A 2247-nucleotide genomic window follows, 5' to 3' on the forward strand; every position below is an offset into this window, starting at 1 on the left:
GATTAAATTCCGAAACCCCTCATCGCTTGCGCGGTGAGGGGTTTTGTTTTGGGCGATCGAAAACCGTAAGCACTCTAGTCGACGCTATAGCCCTCCAAGCCGTCAAAACGCTTCAAACAAGGCAAGGTGTTTAACAAGCCTGGCTGCGCACTCGTATGCGGTTGAGGAACAAGCCTTCCGCCATTATCCGAAGCTGTGTACCATCAGCCCGGGCCTGTGCTGCCCGCCGCTTGCTTCCGAAAGGAATGGTGAAAGCACATTTCCACGAACGCTTACTCATCTCTTTTGAGAGTCGGGGTTTGGCAACGCAAGCACCAGAATGCTTCGGCTCCAGGGAGGAATCATGTTTTCAATTAACCAAGCCAAGCAAATGGCTAAGAAGCTGCAGACTTCGTTAGCAGTGCGCAACCAAGAGATATCTCACTCCAACGCGCTGGAGATTGTGGCTCAGCAATTGGGTTACAAGGACTGGAACACTGCATCTGCGATGCTGGTTGAGGCAAGCCCAGAGCCTGCTATCGCGTTCCTCAAGCCGATCCCTATTCTACGAAGTTTCGACGAAACCAAAGCCCGTGAGTTCTATATCGGGTTTCTAGGCTTCAACATAGAATTCGAGCATCGGTTCGAAGCTAATTTGCCGCTCTACCTAGGTATTGAGCGCCAAGGTCTCAAGTTACATCTTTCTGAACACCATGGTGATGCCAGCCCAGGATCGACGGTGTTTGTGCCTATGCTGAACATCGAGTTATTTCGAGATGAGTTGGTAGCCAAGCACTACGGATATGGACGTCCGGATATCGTTCAACAGGATTGGGGACAGGTACTGGAAGTCTATGACCCCTTTGGTAATCGCATAAGGTTCTGCCAGAGCTAGTACCTCCTGAGTTATCGCGTCAACATGTCTAGTCTCAAAACGCCCGATGCACCGCATCGGGCGTTTTGTATTTCAACGATAGATGCGGGCGCTTACTGTTGTAGATGTTTACCGACTCCTCGACCATTTTAATCGCCTCGGCCAAATCTTTAGGCCGATGAAGCAGAAACTCTGTCTTCAAGATTCCGTTCACACGCTCCGCCAGAGCGTTCTGATAGCAGTCGTAGCCATCGGTCATCGAGCACCGGATTCCATGCTTGGCGTGCAGCTTCTGGTAAAGATCAGAACAGTACTGTGAGCCTCGATCGGAGTGATGCACTAGCGGCTGATTGCTTGTTCTGCCCCGTAAAGCCTTACTCATTGCCTGAATAACCGATTCGGCGTGCAGGGTTTCATGCACGTGGTGACCGACGATCTTGCGCGAGTAAGCGTCTGTCACCAAGCTCACATACGCAACGCTTTGCTCGGTGGGCAAATAGGTTATATCCGCCACCCAGACCTGCTCGGGGCCAGTGGCGATCACTTGATCGGGACCAGGCTTTAACCGGTTCGGATGACGACGGAAGCGATGATGGCTGTCGGTGGTCTTGTGATAGGCGCGTTTGCGAGTAACCAGTTGGCGGCTGTCTCGCAGAATATCGAATAGCCGATCACGGCCTACTGTGCGCTTCAGCTCAGGCTCAGCCTGCATAAGATCATGCAGCTTGCGAGTGCCCAGCCGAGGCATCTGGAGCCGTGTCTCCAGAACAAAACCCAGCACTTTCTGAGCATGGCTGACTTGAGCGTCACAAACCCGGTTTCGCTTGTAATACGCCTGTCGGGAAATGCCCAGAAACTGGCAAGCCCTGCAAATACTCAGGCCTTGGATTTGCCCTTGGGTGAGGACTTGCCGGATCGCTTTTTTACGATAGAAACCCCGTAGTCGTTCTTCAGTACGTCAACGACCGCTTCAAAGAACTGAGCCTTCTGGTTGCTCACCGCCAGCTGTTCTTCAAGCTCTTTGATTCGCTGCTCAGGTGTCAGCGGGAGGGGTGGCTCGGTCATAGACCTACTCCTCAGCTCTCGAATTGATCCGCCTTGGCTCCAGTCCTGTCGCCCATGCTTGCGTAGCCACACCCGCACAGTGGATTTGCCTTGGATGCCGTAGCGCCGTTGAGCCTCTTTATAACCCAGCTCGCCTTTTTCGACTTGATCTACGACCGATAATTTAAAGGCTAGCGTGTAGTCACGCTGGCTACGCCTTTTGCCCGAATCCATTAAAACCTCCTGAGGATAGGTCAGAAGGTGTAAACCTTAGTATCCGTCCGGCCAAGTCATCTACCCAGCGCTGCAAAGCCAAGACATGGTGTGCACTTAATTTAAGTGGACACCAG

General features: G+C 52.4%; 2 protein-coding genes. One reads left to right on the forward strand and one right to left on the reverse strand.

Annotated features, from left to right (window positions below; all coding sequences use genetic code 11):
• Positions 1–343 precede the first annotated feature (343 nt).
• Positions 344–874: a glyoxalase superfamily protein gene (locus tag ABQX22_RS26615; RefSeq protein WP_349802846.1), complete on the forward strand. Its 531-nt coding sequence runs from the start codon at positions 344–346 to the stop codon at positions 872–874.
• A 34-nt stretch (positions 875–908) separates the two neighbouring features.
• Here ABQX22_RS26615 and ABQX22_RS26620 read toward each other — a convergent pair.
• Positions 909–2131 (reverse strand): IS3 family transposase gene (locus ABQX22_RS26620; RefSeq protein ID WP_349802847.1). Its coding sequence is split into 2 segments (ribosomal slippage): positions 909–1780 and positions 1780–2131, totalling 1224 coding nucleotides; the frame shifts between segments, so codons are not numbered across the junction.
• Positions 2132–2247: the final 116 nt, after the last annotated feature.

Origin of the sequence: Xanthomonas sp. WHRI 1810A, from assembly GCF_040202885.1 — a bacterium.
Lineage (GTDB): Bacteria > Pseudomonadota > Gammaproteobacteria > Pseudomonadales > Pseudomonadaceae > Aquipseudomonas.